Source organism: Arsenicicoccus sp. UBA6765, assembly GCF_002453335.1.
Classification (GTDB): domain Bacteria; phylum Actinomycetota; class Actinomycetes; order Actinomycetales; family Dermatophilaceae; genus Arsenicicoccus; species Arsenicicoccus bolidensis.
In genome coordinates, this window is the sequence record NZ_DKGR01000018.1 from 57754 (window position 1) to 75277 (window position 17524).

The window sequence follows — 17524 nt, forward strand, 5'->3', positions numbered from 1 at the left end:
TGTCGGACTGCGGGCTTGGTCACAAAACTACTGGCGGGTATGCCGGTCGCCCGGCGCTCTCGCGGTGGTTCGGGCACGCGGCGGGCCGGCGGCATACGGCCCGGACCGCTCGCGCGGACTAGGGTGACCTGTCGTGCGACTCGTCATCTCCCGCTGTGCCGTCGACTACGAGGGCCGGCTGGCCGCCCACCTGCCCCTGGCCACCCGGCTGCTGATGATCAAGGGCGACGGCTCGGTCCTGGTGCACTCCGACGGCGGCAGCTACAAGCCGCTCAACTGGATGACCCCGCCGTGCGCCCTGGCCGAGATCCAGCCCGACGAGACCGAGGCCGCCGAGGGTGCCACGGCCGTGTGGGTCGTCCGCAACGCCAAGTCGGGCGACGCCCTGCGCATCGTGATCCACGAGGTCCTGCACGACAGCTCGCACGACCTGGGGGTGGACCCGGGCCTGGTCAAGGACGGCGTCGAGGCGCACCTGCAGAAGCTCCTGGCCGAGCACATCCACACCCTCGGCGACGGCTACTCGCTGGTGCGCAGGGAGTACATGACGGCCATCGGGCCGGTCGACATCCTGTGCAAGGACGAGGGCGGCGGCCACGTGGCGGTCGAGATCAAGCGGCGCGGCGAGATCGACGGCGTCGAGCAGCTGACGCGCTACCTCGAGCTCCTCAACCGCGACCCCGCCCTCGCTCCCGTCACCGGCGTCTTCGCCGCCCAGCTCATCAAGCCGCAGGCCCGGACGCTGGCCACCGACCGGGGCATCCGCTGCGTGACCCTGGACTACGACGACCTCAAGGGCATCGACACCTCGGCCTCCCGCCTGTTCTGACCTCGCACTCACCCGGGAACGGCCACCACAACCCTCACCGCCCGGTAGAGTCGGTCGGTGTGACCGAGCCCCGATTCTGCTACGTCCTCATGTGCCACACCCGTGGTGATGCCGTCGCTCGTAATGCCCGGCGCATCCGCGAGCTGTCGCCGACCAGCGACGTGATGCTGCGCTATGACGTCCCGGGGCTGATGGACGAGCGGGCGTGCGCCGAGATGGGCGTGCAGACCTACGAGGACGACATCACGGTGCGCTGGGGAGACTGGACGATGGTCGAGGCGCAGCTCCGTGCCCTGCGGGAGGCACGGCGCCGGTCGGACGCGTCGCACTTCGTGCTGCTCTCCGGTCAGGACTACCCGATCCGTGACCTGGCCTCCTGGGAGTCCGGCGTCGCCACGGACGGCAGCGACGCGGTGCTGGACCTGCACGGCGACTCCCCCGAGACCTACACGTGGACCTGGCGCCACCTCCCGGGGCCCGAGATCCTGCGGCGCGTCACCGGCCCCCTGGCCTGGCGAGCAGCCCACCGGCTCCCGGGCCAGCTGCAGGCCGTGCGCTCACCGACGTCCCACCACTGGTACGTCGGCGTCCCCCGACGAGCGGCCGCGCCCGTCCCCGTGGTCAAGGCCGCCGTCTGGGCCACCTTGTCCGCCCGGGCGGTGGACCGGCTCCTCGCCGTCACCGACCAGCGCCCCGAGCTCCCCCGCTTCTTCCGCACCACGAGGACGCCCGACGAGCTCTACACATCCTCCGTGCTGTCCGCCCAGGCGGACCTCCAGGTGCGCACCGGTCGTACCACCTACGCCGACTTCCCGGAGGGCGCCTCCAACCCCGAGTGGGTCGATGCAGCGCTCTTGGCCCGGGCCGCGGACACCCCGGCCGCCTTCGTCCGCAAGATGCATCCCGACGTCGACCCCGACGTGCTGCGGCTGGCGGACGAGCTCGTGCACGCACGACCTTCGCCCTCGCACTGATCCTTCGCGCTCAGGCTCGCCGGTGACCGGGCCACTCGTCGAGGACCCAACCGTCGGCGTCGATGCGCACCCGTGCGGGCACGCCGTGCGGCACGACGTGGTCGGTCGCGAGGTCGTCCAGCACGTTGTGGGACAGCCGCGGCAGGACGAACGACATGATCCACCGGTGGGCCAGCACGAGCACGGACTCCCCACGGTGCTGGTCGGCGATGGACTCCATCGCCTGTCGCGCGCGGCGGACCACCTGGTAGCCGTCCTCGCCCCCCGGGACGGCGGCGCTCAGGTCGCCGGTCGTCCAGGCGTGCATGACGTGCGCCATGACGGGGTTACCCACCTGCTGTCCGGCCAGCTCCCCGACCGCGCGTTCCTCCAGCCCGCCGACCACCTCGTGGGGCACCCCGAGCGCGTCGGAGACGAGTCGCCCGCTCTGCACGGAGCGCGCGAGAGGGCTGCTGTAGACGGCGGAGATGCGCACCGACGGGTCCGCGGCCAGTCGCTCGGCCAGGACGACCATCTGGGTGGCGCCCACGTCCGTGAGCCACCCGCCGTCGTCGGTGAGGAGGCCCGGGTGCGCGTACGCCGCATGGCCGTCGCGGGCGACGAGCAGCGTTGCAGGGCACTGCAGGTCGCTCATGGGCCCTCACTCTAGCCGCGCTGCGAGCCCTCGTGCCTCACGGATGACGTCAACCACCTGGACCATGATGTCGTTGAGCCCGAAGTCCCTGGGCGTGAAGGTCGCGGCCACGCCCAGCTCCCGCAGCCGGCGGGCGTCGGCATCCGGGATGATGCCACCGACCACGACGGGCACGTCCGTCACGCCGGCTTCGCGCAGACCGGTCAGCACCTCGGGGACCAGGGACATGTGCGACCCGGACAGGATGGACAGGCCCACGACGTGCACGTCCTCGGCCACCGCGGCGGCCACGATCTGCTCTGGTGTCAACCGGATGCCCTGGTAGACGACCTCGAACCCCGCGTCACGTGCCCGCACCGCCACCTGCTCGGCGCCGTTGGAGTGCCCGTCCAGCCCCGGCTTGCCCACGAGGAAGCGCAGGTGCGTGCCGAGCTCGTCGCCGGTGCGCCGCACCGCGTCCCGGACGCCGGCCAGCTCACCGCGCCAGTCGGTGACCCCGCTGTCCTCAGCGGTCGACATACGGTCAGGACCGCCCGCCACCGGCGCGGAGGAGACGCCCGTGTGCGCGCGGTACTCGCCGAAGACCTCCCGCAGCGCGTCGGTCCACTCCCCCGTGGTGACGCCGGCCCTGGCGCACTCGATGGACGCGGCCATCAGGTTGGTCGTGGAGGCTGCGTCGGTGCGCAGCCGCTCCAGTGCGTCCCGGGCCGCCGCACGTCGGTCCGGGTCAGCGTCGCGCTCGTCCCGCCAGCGGCGCACCGCCTCGACGGCTCGCTCCTCCACGTCGGGGTCGGCCACGTGGATGGCCGTGTCGAGGTCCGCCGTGAGCGGGCTGGGCTCGGTACCCTGGAAGCAGTTGACGCCGACGACCTTGTCGACGCCCGCCTCGATGCGCCGCCGGCGCTCGGCGTGCGAGGCGACGAGCGCGGACTTGAGGTAGCCGGACTCCACCGCCTCGATGACGCCACCCATAGCCTCGATCCGAGCCATCTCCTCCTTGGCCCCGGCGACCAGCTCGGCGACCCTGGCCTCGACCACGGTGGAGCCGGCAAAGATGTCCTCGTGCTCGAGCAGGTCCGACTCGTAGGCCAGCACCTGCTGGATGCGCAGGGACCACTGCTGGTCCCAGGGCCGAGGTAGACCGAGGGCCTCGTTCCAGGCCGGCAGCTGCACGGCCCTGGCGCGGGCGTCCTTGGACAGGGTGACGGCGAGCATCTCGAGGACGATGCGCTGCACGTTGTTCTCCGGCTGCGCCTCCGTCAGGCCCAGGCTGTTGACCTGCACGCCGTAGCGGAAGCGGCGCTGCTTGGGGTCCTGCACGCCGTAGCGCTCCTGCGTCAGCTCGTCCCACAGCTGGACGAACGCCCGCATCTTGCACATCTCCTCGACGAAGCGCACGCCGGCGTTGGCGAAGAAGGAGATGCGGCCGACGACGTCGCCCAGGCTCTCCTGAGGCACCTGACCCGCGGCGACGACGGCGTCGAGCACGGCCGTGGCCGTCGACAGGGAGTAGGCGAGCTCCTGCACGGGGGTCGCGCCGGCCTCCTGCAGGTGATAGCTGCAGATGTTGATCGGGTTCCACCGCGGGATCTCGGTGACGGTGAAGGCGATCATGTCGGTGATCAGCCGCAGCGAGGGTCCCGGGCCGAAGACGTGGGTGCCGCGGCTGAGGTACTCCTTGACGATGTCGTTCTGCGTGGTGCCCGCCAGCCTGCGCCGGGTCTCGAGGGGGTCGGCTCCAGCGGCCTCGGCCTGCTCCTCCGCCACGGCGTCGTAGAGCGCGAGCAGCCACATGGCCGTGGCGTTGATGGTCATGGAGGTGTTCATCTCCGCGAGCGGGATGCCGTCGAAGAGCGCGCGCATGTCGCCGACGTGGCTCACCGGGACACCCACCTTGCCGACCTCGCCGCGCGCGAGCACGTGGTCCGGGTCGTGCCCCGTCTGGGTGGGCAGGTCGAAGGCGACGGACAGACCGGTCTGCCCCTTGGCGAGGTTGGTGCGGTAGAGCGCGTTGCTGGCGGCGGCCGAGGAGTGACCGGCATAGGTCCGCATCACCCACGGTCGGTCCTTGGGGCGCTCGGTCATCTGCTCGTCAGCCATGTCGGCAAACTACCGGCGGGTCAGCCCTGGGCGGGAGGCCTGCCGACGGTGACGGTGGACACAGGTGCGGAGGTCGCACGACGGCGGCGCTGCAGGACCTTGCCCAGACGCATCGCGGCGACCACCCGCTCGAAGCGGTCGGACGGGTCGACGATGACCAGCGTGCGTCCCTCGCGCGCCGCCCTGTGGTGCACGCCGGCCACGAGGGCGAGCGCGGTCGAGTCGTGGATCTCGGCCTCCGCCAGGTCGAGGACCAGCTCACCCTCACCGAGGACGATGGCCCGGTGCAGCTCCTCGCGCAGCTGGTGGTCGTTGCCGGCGTCCAGTCGACCGGTGACCCGCAGCTCGGCCCCGGGCACGACGACCTCCACCGTCGTCACCGAAGGATGCGTGCGCGCTCTGGCCATGAGGGCCCCCACGTGGCTGACCGGTGCGACCACCAGCAGCCGAGTACTCAAAGTGATGTGTCGTCACCCATTGAACACCTAGGGTGCCCTTCCTCGGCAGGGCTGCGTCGGTTCCCGGCCGAGGCCGGCTCAGACGCGCGTGCGACGATGCCGTCATGGTCAACCTCACGCGCATCTACACCCGGACCGGCGACGACGGCACCACCCACCTCGGCGACTTCTCGCGCACCAGCAAGACCGACCCGCGACTGCAGGCCTACGCGGACAGCAACGAGGCGAACGCCGCCCTGGGGATCGCCGTCGCGGCTGGGTCGCTGCGCGAGGACGTCGTCTCCACCCTCACGCGGATCCAGAACGACCTCTTCGACGTCGGAGCGGACCTGTGCAACCCGCTGCGCAGCGAGACCCCGGAGTACCCGCCCCTGCGGGTCCAGGCGCCGTGGATAGACGAGCTCGAGGCCGACTGCGACCGCTACAACGGCGAGCTCGACAAGCTCCGGTCGTTCATCCTCCCGGGCGGGACGCCCGGATCGGCCTACCTGCACCTCGCGTGCACCGTCGTGAGGAGGGCCGAGCGGAGCACCTGGGCGGCCATCGAGCAGTATGGCGACCAGCCCGCCCCCGAGGGAGCCGACAAAGGCGAGGGCGGCGTCAACGTGCTCACCGCGAAGTACCTGAACCGCCTCTCGGACCTGCTGTTCATCCTCGCCCGCGTCGCGAACCTCGAGGCAGGTGGCGATGTCCTCTGGCAGCCGGGCGGCGGTCGCTCCAGCTGATCGCCCGGTCGCGGCTGAAGGGCTCTGTGGTCGGCGCGCGCCAGGCGATCTCAGGCTGCGCGCGGGGGACGACCGGGTGGCCGCGCCTCCTGCCAGGACCGGACCGCGGTGCAGTCGTCACGCGGCAGAGCCAGGTCGAAGGCCACCTCGCCCTGGGCGCAGCGCATGACGAGCGGGTCGTCGATCAGGGACGGGAACTCCCCACGGGACGGCGTGTGGACGCCCAGCACCTCGACCCCCGCTCGCGGCATCACGTGGCTCGGCACGAGGGACACCCCGGAGAGGGTGAAGAAGAGCAGAGCGTCGGTGTCGTAGCGCGCCAGTCGCAGGCGCCAGGGATCCTCACGCGTGGGACGGACGGCACAGAGGAACATCGGTGCGCCGTCGGAGATCAGGCGTCGACGCACGAAGACCAGCGTCGTGAGCAGGACGAGCAGCAGGAGGGCACCGGCGACCGCGATCTCCGCGACCTCAATGCCCGCCACCGTCGCGACCTAGTGGCGCTCGGCGCGAGGTGCCGCGTCGGTGTCCACGTGCTCCGCGACCAACGTCACCTTGTCGTCGTGCACGGAGAGGAAGCCGGAGTCGATCTGGACGACCTGGCGCCCCTCGCCGGAGGTGATGGAGACCTGGCCCTCGACCAGGACACCCAGCAGCGGTGCGTGGCCCGGCAGGATGCCGAGCTCGCCCTCGGTGGTGCGGGCGGTGACGGCGGAGGCCTCGCCCTCCCAGACCGGACGATCCGCGGAGACGAGTTGGACCTGCAGTGGCACGGAAGGCTCCTCCACCCTCGGGGACGATTCGTCTCATGCTACAAGCCCGGACGAGGAGCCACGGACCGCGTCGGGAGGGCGAAATCCATGATGCTGTCCGTTGCGTGGTGACTAGTCCGAAAGAATGGTGAAATGTGACTAGATGTCGATCTAGTGCTTACACATTGCGTCATTACCGACTACTACGAGGCACCTGATTCCACACATGGAGTGGGCTTCGACAAGAGGCTGCCGTCAGACGAGCACGCTGGGTAACCTGGACGCTGAATGCCAAGACCAGCCAGGCAATCGGCTCGAGCGAGTCGCCCCTGGTGGTGCCAGCACCTCTGGGGGGAGACGACCATGACCGCGAACGACAGACCGCCACTTGTCTCTGTCGTGGTGCCGACGTACAAGCGGCCCGCGATGCTGCGTGAGGCCCTGGGGTCGGTCCTCGGACAGACCCTGCGGGACCTGGAGGTCATCGTCTGCGACAACGCCGACGACCCCGAGACCCGCGAGGTGGTGGCCTCGTTCGACGACGACCGCATCACCTACGTCGGCCGTCCGGAGAACATCGGGATGATGGCCAACGCGATCGACGGCTTCCGCCGGGCCACCGGCGAGCTGGTGATCAAGCTCGACGACGACGACGCCTTCGAGCCGGATGCGCTCGAGACGCTCGCGGCACCCTTCGCGGACCGGCCCGAGCTGACCGCGTCGTTCTGCGACCTCCAGCTCGTGGACGTCGCAGGGCACGAGCTGGCCGAGGCGACCACCACCTTGCAGCACGACACCCACCGAGAGTCCTTGCCTGAGGGGTTGCACACACCGTTCAGCGCGATCGCGGCCCAGGGCGCCGTGACCTTGGCCGGGGCACTGCTCCGCCGCTCGGCCATCGACTGGGATGCCGTTCCTGCGCAGGCGGGAACGTCGTACGATCTCTTCCTTGTGGTGTCGGCCGCCGAGGACGCAGCGTCGAGCTGGTACGTGCGGCGCCCACTGGTGCGTTACCGGATTCACGGCGCCAACGACAGCGTCAAGAACGTCGTCCCGAGCCTGGAGGCATCCCAGTGGATCCTTCGTGAGGCCATGGCATCGGGTCGACACGGTGACGCGGACGTCTTCCGCCAGCGGATGGCTCAGGACGATGCCAGGTTGGCGCGCGAGTATCTGCTGCTGGGCGACGGACGCCGCGCCCGGAGGTCGGCTCTGGATAGCCTCCGCGTGCGCCCGACGCCGGCCGCGATCTCGGTCGCGCTGCTCAGCATGCTCCCCTTGGGGATGGGCACGCGCGTGAGCCGACGGCGCCGAGAGGCCTACGTCGTGGCCGCCGGGCGGCGGGTCGACGCGGCCCCTGCACCAACGACCGACCACTGATACCACCAACGACAGCACCACGACGGTCCGACCGTCCCTCTGAAGGAGTCTCGTGACCACAGCACACCCCCAGACCACCCCGTCCTCCCCACTCTCGGCGCTCGCCAAGCGGTGGTGGCTCGCGGTGGCCCTCCCGCTCGCGCTCGCCGTCGTGGGCTACATGCTCGGCGCGGCCAAGGCGCCGATGTACACCGCCGAGGCGCGGACCTCCGTCGGTAGCGGAAACATCTCCGCGGGGGCGATCGCGGGCTTCCCCCAGGCTACCCAGCAGATGGCCGCCAACTACGCGCGCTGGGTCAACGACCGCGGCGTCGAGGGCAAGGGTGACATCCCCGCCGGCACCGAGGTCACCGCCTCCCCCGTCCCGGACTCCAACGTGATCCGCATCGAGGCCAAGAGCCCGGACCGGGAAGCTGCCGTCCAGTCGGCACAGAAGGCTGCCGACGACCTCGCTGAGGCGGTCAACTCCAAGAAGGGTGAGAGCGACCCCGCCGTCACGCTCCAGCAGCTGAACAAGGTCGCTTCTGACTGGGGTCAAGCCAAGGCTGCAAGCGACTCGGCGAGCACTACCGCCAATCGCGCCATCGGCGCCGATCGTCCGGCGGCCACCATCGCGGCAGCTCAGCGGCGCGCTGCGGAAACGGCGGCAAGGTCGGCCGTCCTGCAGGCGCAGATGGACGCTCTGTCGGAGAAGTACCGTCAGCAGATCTCCCAGGGGTCCCAGGCCGCCAACCTGATTGTCGTCAAGCCAGCGGCCCTCGCAGACTCCACCAAGGCCGCCAACCAGCAGCGCTACGCCCTCGCGGGCCTCGTTCTCGGCCTGGGTCTTGCCCTGCTGCTCGCGATACTGCTGGACCGTCGTCGTGTGCGTTCGCACAACCACCGGATGGCGCGGGCCGAGGGATCGCACGTGGCGAAGACCACTGACGACGCGCGGTCTGACATCCGGTCGTGACGACGACTACAAGCACCCACCCGGCGCTGGAGCCGCCCCCTCCTGCGGGAGCACCGCCGGAACGGATACCTGCATACGTCTGGCTCTTCCTTGGGTCGACGGCACTCAACGTATTCTCGGGCAACAGCGGCTTGATGGGTTTCCCCGTCCCGCCCGACCGCGTGTTGCTCCTGGGATCGCTGATGCTGCTGGCGCTTGAGCCTCGTCGCGACCGGCTGCGGGGCGTGCCCGTCTACGTCGTCATGGCAATCTTGACTCTGTGGACTGCGTGGTCGGCGCTGACCGTGGGCACCCTGACGACTGCGAACGGGTCCTATGCACTGCTGGACCGCATCATGGTGCCGTTCCTGATGTTTGCGGTGGGCGGACTGATCTTCTCCAGCACCCGTCGCCGTGACCTTCTGCTGCAAACGCTGACGGTCATCGGGCTCTACCTCGGAGTGGTGTCCGTCCTCTCCATGGTCGGACCCCAGCGACTTGTCTTCCCGCGCTACATCATGGACTACCTCGCCAACAGTCCCATGGCTAAGAACGACCCGCGCGCTGTTGGTCCCTTCCTCTCGAGCGAGGCCAATGGGATGGCGTTGGCCTTGTGCGCGTTCGCGGCCGCCCTGCTATGGATTCGCACACGCAATGCTGGGTGGCGAGCCCTGGTGCTCATCACCATCCCAGCTAGCACCGCGGGCCTGATCCTGACGCTGACGCGATCGTCCTGGTTGGCAGCGGTGCTCGGGGTCGTTCTCGTTGGTCTGTTCGTTCCAGGGGCCAGGCGTTGGCTCGCCCTCGTGGCAGTGCTCGGCACGGCGGCCCTCGGCGCGATCCTGGTGGCTGTGCCGAGCTTGATGGAACTGGCCACGGGGCGCCTGACCACTTCTCGCTCCCTCTACGACCGGGCCAACACCTATGAAGCAGGCTGGAGGGCACTCGCGGAGCAACCCCTGTTCGGTATCGGCTGGAGTCGCTTTATCGACATCGGCACAGAATGGGTGCGGCAAGCACCCGACTACCCGATCACGACGGTCACTATCGAGATCCACAACGTCTTCCTGTCGCGAGCCGTTGAAACCGGCATCCCCGGCGCCCTCTTGTGGATCGCTATCGTCGTGATGGGGCCGCTCACGATACTCTGGCGCGCACGACGCAGCCGGGGGGAACTCCGACTGTGGTGGCTCTTCCTGTTGTTCGCACTGGTGGTGTGGTTCGTCCCCAGCATGACGAGCCCTAACCCCTACCCCTTCCCGAACTACTTGATGTGGCTCATCGCCGGCATTGCTGGGCGGACGGTCCTGGTGCACAACCTGACGACCAAGACCGGCGATGACGGCATCGAGCGACGACGGGTCCTGGAGGATTCATGATTCCCATCGCGAAGGAAATCGTTCGCTACGTGCGCGGCACTGCTCTGCCTTTGCAGCGCCTCCGCCTAGCCAACCCCAACGCCCGACTGACTCGGGGCGTGCTGTTCGACGGCCGCGTGGAAGACGTGACCCTGAAGGACCGGGTGCACGTGGCTGGCCCCAGTGTCCTGTCGGTCTCCAACGGCGGCGGGCTCGAGGGCGCTCGACTCGAGATAGGTGCTAGAACCTACGTGGGCGAGTTCAACAACATTCGCTGCGCAGGTGCGCCAATCGTCATCGGTCCTGATTGCCTTGTGTCGCAACAGTGCACGCTAGTGGGGTCCAACCACGGCATGAGAGCTGGCCAACTGGTCAGGGACCAACCCTGGCACGGTGATGGCATCGTCATCGGAAGCGACGTCTGGATCGGAGCCGGCGCCACAATCCTGCCGGGGGCGCGGATCGGAGACGGCGCAGTCATCGCTTCCCGCTCGGTCGTTCGAGGTGAGGTGCCTGCCCTGGCCATCATGGCTGGCGCGCCCGCGCGTCAGGTGAGCACGAGGACAAACAACAACTGACCAGCTGACTACTATGACGGTGGGGCCACGAGGAGATCCTCGTGGCCCCACCGTCTTGCTAGCTCCATCGCTGAGTCGTCGTCATGACCCCGGCTTGCCGTATTCCTGCTGAATGACCTGCACCTTGTCCCAAGGAAATCCCTCCAGCTGCTTGTAGTTGGGCACGCCTCCCAGAATCGGCCCCCACGGGTCCTTCCCTGTTTTGGCCTGCTGTGCTTGTCCGCTCTCGGCAATGACTGCGACAGCATGTGCGGTGTCCACCACGATGAATCCGTGCTTCTGAGCTGCCTTGGCTATTGCCTTGGCCAGCGGGGTCATCTGAAGGGCGTCAACGTTCACCGAGGGGTCCAAGCGCAACCTTGCCCCTTCAGGGATGGCGTTCGGATTGCTGGAGTTTCCGTCACTGCGATTCGCCGGGTACCAAATTCGACTGTGGTGGCCGGTCTCGATGAGGTTGAGGGCCATGGCGTGCTCGATCTTGCCGGACGCAGCCTCCTTCAGCGTCACCATCGAGCCAGTTGTCACGAGCCCAGACGCACTTGCACCGTATGGGGAATCAAAGAACCCTGGTGACTTTGAGACGTTATCGATGCGTCCACCCCAGCAGGCCTCCCACTTGTTCGGGTTCTTGGCCTGCTTGCGCAAGACCCAGAACTCCCATAACTGGTCCGTAGTGGGGTCATAGAGGGTCAGGGTTGAGTCGGTTCCTGCAGCGGGTATCGCCCCTGCCGGGATAGGTACCTGCTTGAACATTGCCGGTCCATCCATCAGCCCCTCGGGAACGCCAGGTTTGTTCTGGCAGTTGAAGAACTCCAGATCAACTCGGGGTGTCTTACTGTCCACGACGTAGTAGCTGGGGTTGTACCGATCGTTGTTGAATGCTGCGATCCCGCCCCAGTGAGGCGTGATCTGGTTGCGAAGATTCTGCACCATGGCTGCAGAGTTGGGGTGGGTCGGAGCCGTGCTCACGTCCACTTTGAAAACATTGGTGCCAGCGTTAAATATCTGGCTGGGGGGCGTATCCGCCGCCTTGGGATCAGGGACCGGGGTTGCGGAATATCCCGGGGTCGCCATGACCGTGGGTAGAGTGGGTGCATTGGAACTTGGCTTGGCTTGGGTTGTCGAAGGCTTAGGTCCGCCACCCTCCGACTGGCAAGCAGCCGAAGCCAGGACTCCCAGCGTCAGAGTCGCAGCCATCCATGCACGCTTGTCCCTCTGGGTATTTACCATTTCGCCTCCCCCTTGCCTCCCGCCACTCTACGAGCGGGAATGCCTACGTAGCTGCTGTCGGGTTCCGTGCTCGTAAGGAGGACGGCATTCGCCCCCACCTGGGTGCCGTCCCCGAGCACAATCGGTCCCAGAATCTTGCTGCCGGCGCCCAGCATCGCACGATCCCCAATCTCGGGTGCGCCGTTTGCGTCCCGGACACCCACCGTCACCTGGTGATAGATCTTGACATCGGCGCCGATGCGGGTTTCAGGGTGGAGGACCACCCCTCGCCCTGCGTGTGCCAAGCACAAGCCGGGGCCCGCAACGACCTGAGGGGGCAGCTCCGCCCCGATGACCCCACGCACCCACAGGCCGTCCGCCACCTGGCAGAGGCGCCTGAGAACGAAGGCCCGGACGCCGGGGACGCCACTCAGAACCTGCCCAGCACGCCAAACCGCCAGCGTCAGAATGCTCCCAGGCTGGTCGTTGACTTTACGGTCGGACGCGCACAGACGTCGAAAGGCCTCTGCCGCGCCAGACAGGTCCTTGTCTGCAAGGTCGTGCTTCACGCTTTCACCTTCCCAGTCGAATTCGTCCGCTGACCAAACGACCGACCATCGAGCGGAGTTCCGCTGGGCCGATCACGAGCACTGCGTACACGCAGGCGGCCGGAGCCGCGGCCAAGCCGCAGAGGAGCAACGCAAAGGGGCCCGTCGGGACGACGTTGCCGACGAGCATCTGTGCGCCATAGACGCAGAGATAGGAGATCGATGCGGCCAGTGCTGCGACGTCGTAGGGAATCTGACGCCAAGGTGATGGCGCTCGATGCGGCAGCGATCGCCTCATCATCAGCGTCAGGGCGATGGAAGCGACCAGCTGAGCCACGACCGTCGCGACGATCGTCCCGACGACCCCATAAGGAATGACGAGCAGAAGGGTCAGACTGAGGTTGAGTCCGGTGGCGATGAGGCCGTACTTCAGCTCAAGGTCTGAGCGGCCCACCGCCAGGCACCACAGAATCTGGATGATGCCGATCAGGTAGAAGAGGTGCCCCGCCAAGAGTACGGCGCTTACCAAACCTGGAAGCGAGGAGCCCATCTTGACCCAGTGCGTGACCCCGTAGTAGGCAGCGGGCGCGCCGACAGCGACCCAGCCGACCACACCAAGCACCCACAGCCTCTGGATCCGCGCAAAGTCAGCGACAGCTGCCGCCTCGCCCTTTCCACCCACCGAACGGCCCAGCATGGCCTGAACGGGACTGAAGGCGTTCATGGGGACCATGCGCAGTTGCTGGGCGAAGTTGGCCCCAGGTCCGAACTGGGGCTGCTGCACGGCTGCAAACTTGGAGACGATGAGCATGTCACCCTGGAGGGACACCATGTCCAGGAGGCTGGAGAACTGCACCTTCCAGGAGTATCCGAAGAACTCCTTCAGGTCGGGCCAGGCCAGCAGCCCGACCCCAGACCTTGACAGATGTTTGAGAGCCGCAGGGATGATCGCCAGGGTCGCCATCAGCTGCTGAACGATGAACGTCAGGGCGATGCCCTTGAGCCCATGGTTGCCTTCGATGGTCCAGACCAACCCGATGACGTAGATGACGTGCCCTGCCAAGCCGGTCGTGGTGGTGATGGCGAACTTGTGCTCGGCAAAGAGCACGTAGGCGAACAGGCCACGGATCTGGGCCATGGCCACCAGCACCACCATCGTGCGCAGCAGGAAGGCTGCCCCTTCGGGGTCCGGGCGCGTGACGGGGAAGAAGTCGATGATCGCGGGGGTGGCGAGGAAGAAGAAGCCGAAGACCACCGTCGCCGTTCCCAGAACGATGGTGAGCAGCGTGACCAGCAGCCGTGTGGTCGCCGCCGCGTCCGCCCTGCCTGCGTAGAGGGTGAAGTACCGGCTCGCGCTAGGCCCGATGCCCCCGTCGAAGCTCGACATGAAGAGCTGAATCGTGTTGATGAGTAGGAAGATTCCGTAGATCTCCGCACCCAGGCCCTCGATGATGTACGGGGTCAGCGCCAGGTTGATGATGAGGGGCAGGAACTGCCCCAGCGCCTGCCACGTGGTGCCCTTCAGCAGCGTCTTGAGCATCCCTCCGCCGACGGTGTCGCCTTCCGCCATCAGCGGAGGCGCTCGTTGGTCAGAGCGTCAGAAGGAGTGCAGGCCATGCCTTCCATCATAGGGAGTGATCTGGACGGCCACGTCAATCCGGCAAAATCCAGACCCTCCTATGACGTCCACCTAGACTGGTCGGCACCAGGACGTCGTCAGAAGCGGTGAGGGGCTCTGCCAAGACGTCCACGCACCCATGAATTGGAGTACCCATGCCAGCGCGCCAGCCGCTCGTGTCGGTGGTCATCCCGGCATACCAGGCCGAGGCCTTCCTCGGCGCAGCCGTGACGAGTGCACTCACCCAGACGTACCCGAACATCGAGGTCGTCATCACGAACGACGGCTCGAGCGACCGGACCGGGGCCATCGCCGCGGCCTACGGGGACCTCGTCCGGGTGGTCACCCAGGAGAACCGGGGCCTGCCGGGTGCCCGTAACTCGGCCATCCGCCAAGCTCGCGGTGAGCTGGTCGCGCTGCTGGACGCCGACGACATCCTTCTACCGCCGTACGTGCAGACGGCGGTCGACAGCTGGCTGGCGGGCGGGGACGAGCGCACCTTCGTCACCTGCGACGCGCATCTGATGAGCGGCGCCGGCATCGTGCAGGGCCGCACCGTCCTCCCCTCGGGAACGCCTGCGGCGGCCGAGCAGCGCCGACGCATCCTGGAGAACAACTTCGTGTCGATCTTCTCCGTCTTCCCGCGACGGATGTGGGAGGAGATCGATGGCTTCGACGAGTCGATGCGGGTCTGCGAGGACTACGACTTCTGGGCGCGCGCCATCTACGCCGGCTGGACCGCCCGCTTCGTCACGGCGCACCACGCGCTCTACCGCCGTGCCGCCGGCTCGCTCTCCACGCAGAGCGAGCGGATGTATGCCGGAGAGCAGCAGGTCCTCGCCCACGTGGCGGAGCTCCACGGTGCGAGTCTCAGCACCGAGGAGCGCCAGTTCCTCGACCTGCGGCTCGAGCGAGGCTCGGCCGTGCAGCAGGTCGACCTCGGCGAGTCCGCGCTCCGGCGCGGCGACGTGCCGACGGCCGCCGATCACTTCGCCGTCGCCTCGCAGCTCATGCCCAACGCCCGTCGTATCCGGCTCAAGGCCGAGGTCCTGCGCAGGGCCCCGGCTCTCGGCGCCGTCTATGCCCGTCGACTCGCCGCCAAGGACCGCGAGACCGGCCGCACCTCCGAGGACACGCGTCCGTGAGCACGCCCGACATCGCACCACGCGCCTCCGTGATCATCCCCGCCCACGACGAGGGCGGGGTGATCGACCGCTGCCTCGAGGCCTTGGACGGAGACGCTCGCGCCGGGCGCCTCGAGGTGATCGTCGCGGCCAACGGCTGCACCGACGACACGGTGGCGCGCGCCCGCCGGCATACGGGCGTGCAGGTGCTGGACCTGCCCACCCCCTCCAAGGTCCAGGCCATCAATGCCGCCGACGCGGTCGCCACCGTCTTCCCGCGCATCTACCTGGATGCTGACATCGTCCTCGACGCCGACGCCCTGGACGCGATGGTCCGGGTCCTCGACACGGACGAGCCACGGGCCGCCGCGCCCCAGGTGCACTTCGCCACGGCGCAGGCGACCTGGCTCGTCCGCGCGTTCTACGACGTCTTCGCCGAGCTGCCCTACGTGCAGGACAAGCTGGTGGGCCTCGGCGTCTACGGGATGTCCCGCGCCGGCCGGTCCCGCTTCGTCGAGTTTCCCGACCTGCTCGGCGACGACCTGTTCGCGCAGCGCATCTTCTCCCTGGACGAGCGGATCATCGTCGACGGCACCTTCGAGGTGCAGGTCCCGCGGACGCTCCGCCAGCTCGTCAAGGTGCGCACCCGCGTGGCTCGCGGCAACGCCCAGCTGGCGCAGGAGGATCCGGGCGCGATGGTCGACGACGGCCGCACGCCGGACTTCTCCACGTCCACGCGATCCACCTCCAAGGCCCTCGTCGACCTGATCGTGCGGCGTCCGTCCATGATTCCGTCCGCCCTCGTCTACGTGCTCGTCACGGCCTACGCCCGACGCGAGGCCCGTCGCACCACGACCGCCGCGTGGGAGCGAGACACGTCCACGCGCTGACCAGCCCGTCACCCCAAGGAGCTCCGTGACCACCGCCCAGCCGCAGGGGTCGGACGACCTCGCCGTCGCCTACCTCGTCAGCCAGTACCCCGCCCTCTCGCACGCCTTCATCGAGCGTGAGGTGCATGCGCTCCGGGAGCGTGGCACCCGGGTCGACACCTTCACGCTCAACCCCTGTCCTCAGCAGCAGCTGGCCTCCCAGGCGATGCGCGAGGACGCACGCACGACCTACGTCGTCAAGGACAAGCGCCGCGCCGCCCTGGCCAACCTGGCCCTGCTGCGCACCCAGCCCGACGCCTGGCTGCGCGGCCTCTCCCGGGCCCTGCGCACCGGCGAGCTGACACCGAGGGCCCGCCTCTGGCAGCTGTTCTACTTCGCCGAGGCCGTCACCTTGCATCGCGAGATGCGGCGACGAGGGCTGCGGCACGTGCACGTGCACTTCGCCAACGCCGCCGCCGACGTCGCCCGGCTGACGGTGGCCCTCGCGAAGGACCTCGGCGAGGACTGGTCCTGGAGCTTCAGCATGCACGGCCCGACCGAGTTCGAGGCCGTGCAGCGCTTCGACCTCCCCGCCAAGGTCCGGTCCGCGGGCGGGGTTGCCTGCATCTCAGACTTCTGCCGCAGCCAGCTCATGCGCATGGTCGACCCCGCGGTGTGGCCACGGCTCGACGTCGTGCGGATGACGGTCGACCCCGAGGCCTATCCCCCGCCGCCCGAGGGCCGCGTGCGGACCGAGGGCGAGCCCCTGCGGGTTCTGTATGTCGGTCGCCTGGTCCCGGAGAAGGGCGGGCCGGTCCTGCTCGACGCCGTGACCGAGCTGCGCGACGCCGGCGTCCCCCTCCGGGTCCGCATGGTCGGCGCCGGGCCGCTGCACGAGACGCTGGCCGCCACCATCGCCGCGCGCGCGCTGGAGGACGTCGTCGAGCTCGTGGGGCCGCTGGGCCAGGACGACCTCCCCCTCGAGTACCGCGAGGCCGACGTGTTCTGCCTGCCGAGCTTCCAGGAGGGCCTGCCCGTCGTGCTCATGGAGGCGATGTCCACCGAGCTCCCGGTCGTCACCACCCGCATCGCCGGGGTCACGGAGCTGGTCCGCGACGGTCAGACCGGGCACGTGATCCCCGCCGGCCGCGCCGACCTGCTGGCGCAGGCGCTGCGCGAGGTGGCCGCCGACCCCGCCCGCCGGGCGACCCAGGGCGCCGCCGGGCGGGCCGCCGTGCTGCAGGAGTTCACCCCGGGCACCGCAGCACCGGCGATGCAGGCCTTCCTCGCCCGCTTCGGGGCGGCGCGCGACAGGCGCTGACCACGGATCCGACCGGCGCCCGGCATACGGGTGGGAACGACGACGGCGGGGCCCCCCCCCCGCGGGGGGGGGCCGCGGCGCGGCCGGCGGGGGGGGGGGGGGGGGGCTTGTAC

At 68.6% G+C, this 17524-nt stretch carries 18 protein-coding genes; 10 read left to right on the top strand and 8 right to left on the bottom strand.

Annotation, left to right across the window (positions count from 1 at the left end):
* Window positions 1–133 precede the first annotated feature (133 nt).
* Together nucS and B4K29_RS04700 are read left to right on the top strand one after the other, a co-directional pair.
* Complete coding sequence (gene nucS / locus B4K29_RS04695; RefSeq protein WP_286955291.1) at window positions 134–829, top strand: endonuclease NucS; 696 nt, start codon at window positions 134–136, stop codon at window positions 827–829.
* 59 nt (window positions 830–888) lie between these two features.
* Window positions 889–1803, top strand: a complete 915-nt coding sequence (locus tag B4K29_RS04700) for a beta-1,6-N-acetylglucosaminyltransferase (protein WP_286966502.1) — start codon at window positions 889–891, stop codon at window positions 1801–1803.
* A gap of 10 nt (window positions 1804–1813) precedes the next feature.
* Here the strand turns inward: B4K29_RS04700 and B4K29_RS04705 are convergent, their stop codons facing one another.
* The 3 genes from B4K29_RS04705 to B4K29_RS04715 all read right to left on the bottom strand — a co-directional run bounded on the left by B4K29_RS04705 (window position 1814) and on the right by B4K29_RS04715 (window position 4917).
* Window positions 1814–2437, bottom strand: a complete 624-nt coding sequence (locus B4K29_RS04705; RefSeq protein WP_286966504.1) for a histidine phosphatase family protein — start codon at window positions 2435–2437, stop codon at window positions 1814–1816.
* A 6-nt stretch (window positions 2438–2443) separates the two neighbouring features.
* Entirely contained in the window at window positions 2444–4489 is a 2046-nt protein-coding gene (locus B4K29_RS04710; RefSeq protein ID WP_286966565.1) for a protein meaA, read from the bottom strand.
* 68 nt (window positions 4490–4557) lie between these two features.
* Entirely contained in the window at window positions 4558–4917 is a 360-nt protein-coding gene (locus tag B4K29_RS04715; RefSeq protein ID WP_286955299.1) for an STAS domain-containing protein, read from the bottom strand.
* A gap of 182 nt (window positions 4918–5099) precedes the next feature.
* Between B4K29_RS04715 and B4K29_RS04720 the strand changes: the two genes are divergently transcribed.
* The gene (locus B4K29_RS04720; RefSeq protein WP_286966506.1) at window positions 5100–5720 is read left to right on the top strand and encodes a cob(I)yrinic acid a,c-diamide adenosyltransferase; all 621 of its coding nucleotides are present in this window, start codon (window positions 5100–5102) and stop codon (window positions 5718–5720) included.
* Window positions 5721–5770: 50 nt separating this feature from the next.
* Here B4K29_RS04720 and B4K29_RS04725 read toward each other — a convergent pair whose 3' ends face one another.
* Window positions 5771–6205, bottom strand: coding sequence for a DUF2550 family protein (locus B4K29_RS04725; RefSeq protein WP_286955303.1), 435 nt, complete (start codon window positions 6203–6205; stop codon window positions 5771–5773).
* A 9-nt stretch (window positions 6206–6214) separates the two neighbouring features.
* Window positions 6215–6493, bottom strand: coding sequence for a F0F1 ATP synthase subunit epsilon (locus B4K29_RS04730; RefSeq protein ID WP_019285651.1), 279 nt, complete (start codon window positions 6491–6493; stop codon window positions 6215–6217).
* A gap of 342 nt (window positions 6494–6835) precedes the next feature.
* Between B4K29_RS04730 and B4K29_RS04735 the strand changes: the two genes are divergently transcribed.
* The 4 genes from B4K29_RS04735 (at window position 6836) to B4K29_RS04750 (ending at window position 10722) form a co-directional block, all read left to right on the top strand.
* Complete coding sequence (locus tag B4K29_RS04735) at window positions 6836–7852, top strand: glycosyltransferase family 2 protein (RefSeq protein ID WP_286966508.1); 1017 nt, start codon at window positions 6836–6838, stop codon at window positions 7850–7852.
* Window positions 7853–7904: 52 nt separating this feature from the next.
* Window positions 7905–8807, top strand: a complete 903-nt coding sequence (locus tag B4K29_RS04740) for a hypothetical protein (protein ID WP_286966509.1) — start codon at window positions 7905–7907, stop codon at window positions 8805–8807.
* 134 nt (window positions 8808–8941) lie between these two features.
* On the top strand, window positions 8942–10165 hold the full coding sequence (locus tag B4K29_RS04745) for an O-antigen ligase family protein (RefSeq protein ID WP_286966510.1): 1224 nt from the start codon (window positions 8942–8944) through the stop codon (window positions 10163–10165).
* Window positions 10165–10722 carry an acyltransferase gene (locus B4K29_RS04750; protein WP_376786853.1) on the top strand — a complete coding sequence of 186 codons (558 nt, stop codon included), beginning with the start codon at window positions 10165–10167 and terminating at the stop codon, window positions 10720–10722. The genes B4K29_RS04745 and B4K29_RS04750 overlap by 1 nt, the downstream gene beginning before the upstream one ends.
* An 81-nt stretch (window positions 10723–10803) precedes the next feature.
* Here B4K29_RS04750 and B4K29_RS04755 read toward each other — a convergent pair whose 3' ends face one another.
* The 3 genes from B4K29_RS04755 to B4K29_RS04765 all read right to left on the bottom strand — a co-directional run bounded on the left by B4K29_RS04755 (window position 10804) and on the right by B4K29_RS04765 (window position 14049).
* Window positions 10804–11796 carry a hypothetical protein gene (locus B4K29_RS04755; protein ID WP_286966511.1) on the bottom strand — a complete coding sequence of 331 codons (993 nt, stop codon included), beginning with the start codon at window positions 11794–11796 and terminating at the stop codon, window positions 10804–10806.
* A gap of 149 nt (window positions 11797–11945) precedes the next feature.
* Complete coding sequence (locus tag B4K29_RS04760) at window positions 11946–12500, bottom strand: serine O-acetyltransferase (protein WP_286966512.1); 555 nt, start codon at window positions 12498–12500, stop codon at window positions 11946–11948.
* A 4-nt stretch (window positions 12501–12504) separates the two neighbouring features.
* Window positions 12505–14049 carry a lipopolysaccharide biosynthesis protein gene (locus tag B4K29_RS04765; RefSeq protein ID WP_286966513.1) on the bottom strand — a complete coding sequence of 515 codons (1545 nt, stop codon included), beginning with the start codon at window positions 14047–14049 and terminating at the stop codon, window positions 12505–12507.
* Window positions 14050–14252: 203 nt separating this feature from the next.
* Here B4K29_RS04765 and B4K29_RS04770 point away from each other — a divergent pair, with 203 nt between their 5' ends.
* Genes B4K29_RS04770 through B4K29_RS04780 form a run of 3 tightly spaced genes read left to right on the top strand, consistent with a single transcriptional unit; the run spans window position 14253 to window position 17411 of the window.
* The gene (locus B4K29_RS04770) at window positions 14253–15242 is read left to right on the top strand and encodes a glycosyltransferase family 2 protein (protein WP_286966514.1); all 990 of its coding nucleotides are present in this window, start codon (window positions 14253–14255) and stop codon (window positions 15240–15242) included.
* Window positions 15239–16111 (top strand): glycosyltransferase, encoded by an 873-nt coding sequence (locus B4K29_RS04775; protein WP_286966516.1) that lies wholly within the window; start codon window positions 15239–15241, stop codon window positions 16109–16111. Before B4K29_RS04770 ends, B4K29_RS04775 begins: the two co-directional genes overlap by 4 nt.
* Window positions 16112–16136: 25 nt before the next feature.
* Complete coding sequence (locus B4K29_RS04780; protein WP_239265145.1) at window positions 16137–17411, top strand: glycosyltransferase family 4 protein; 1275 nt, start codon at window positions 16137–16139, stop codon at window positions 17409–17411.
* Window positions 17412–17524: the final 113 nt, after the last annotated feature.

Excerpts from the sequence above, each read along its gene's own strand:
- B4K29_RS04705 (WP_286966504.1), bottom strand. The coding sequence starts at position 2,437 with ATGAGCGACCTGCAGTGCCCTGCAACGCTGCTCGTCGCCCGCGACGGC.
- B4K29_RS04710 (WP_286966565.1), bottom strand. The coding sequence starts at position 4,489 with ATGCGGACCTATGCCGGTCACTCCTCGGCCGCCGCCAGCAACGCGCTC.
- B4K29_RS04720 (WP_286966506.1), top strand. The coding sequence starts at position 5,100 with ATGGTCAACCTCACGCGCATCTACACCCGGACCGGCGACGACGGCACC.
- B4K29_RS04735 (WP_286966508.1), top strand. The coding sequence starts at position 6,836 with ATGACCGCGAACGACAGACCGCCACTTGTCTCTGTCGTGGTGCCGACG.
- B4K29_RS04745 (WP_286966510.1), top strand. The coding sequence starts at position 8,942 with ATGGGTTTCCCCGTCCCGCCCGACCGCGTGTTGCTCCTGGGATCGCTG.
- B4K29_RS04755 (WP_286966511.1), bottom strand. The coding sequence starts at position 11,796 with ATGGCGACCCCGGGATATTCCGCAACCCCGGTCCCTGATCCCAAGGCG.
- B4K29_RS04765 (WP_286966513.1), bottom strand. The coding sequence starts at position 14,049 with ATGGCGGAAGGCGACACCGTCGGCGGAGGGATGCTCAAGACGCTGCTG.
- B4K29_RS04770 (WP_286966514.1), top strand. The coding sequence starts at position 14,253 with ATGCCAGCGCGCCAGCCGCTCGTGTCGGTGGTCATCCCGGCATACCAG.